Here is a 613-nt window from a genome sequence, read left to right on the forward strand (position 1 = left end):
CTGCACGCCGGCGGCAGCGGCATCCGCGGCGGTGGCATCGGGGGCCGTGGCGGTCGTGGGCGCCGGAGCCRGCTCGGGTGGTGCGAAGCCGAGCTTGCGCGCGAGCTGCAGCGCGATCGGCTGCACCGGTGCCGGCAGGTGGCCGATGGCCTTCTGCAGCACGCGCTGCAGCAGTGGTTTCACCAGCGCCTTGATGCGCGACAGCAGCGGGCCGAGCGTGAGCTTCGTGATGCCCTGGATCGCCGTGCCGGCGACCTTCTTCACGACACCGCCGACCTTCTTGAGGAGCTTGCCGAAAAACTGTTCGAACTGCGGTTCCTGCTGCATCTCGTGGCTGGCGGCCGGCGCGTAGCCGTCGACGAAGGCATCGACCTCGCCCTCGACCAGCCCGGCGCCCTGGCGCGGGCCGAACTGCTGCGCCATCGCATCGACCGCCGCCTCGCATTCGCGCACCAGCGGCGCAAAGTGCTGCATCACCGCCCGGTCGGCCTGGCCGCGCGGCATGCCGGCGGCGAGCTGCCGGTCGTGCAGCGCGCGGGCATGGCATTCGAGCTCGAACAGCGCCTCGTCGAACTCCTCGTCGTGCAGTTCGTCGATCAGGCCGGCGTAGGCC

At 71.4% G+C, this 613-nt stretch carries 1 protein-coding gene; it reads right to left on the minus strand.

The features are described from left to right. On the minus strand, positions 1–613 hold a 613-nt coding region (locus tag AC1D01_RS37795), incomplete at both ends, for a hypothetical protein (RefSeq protein ID WP_477875095.1).

Source organism: Rhizobacter sp. P3_B12 (genome assembly GCF_056402895.1).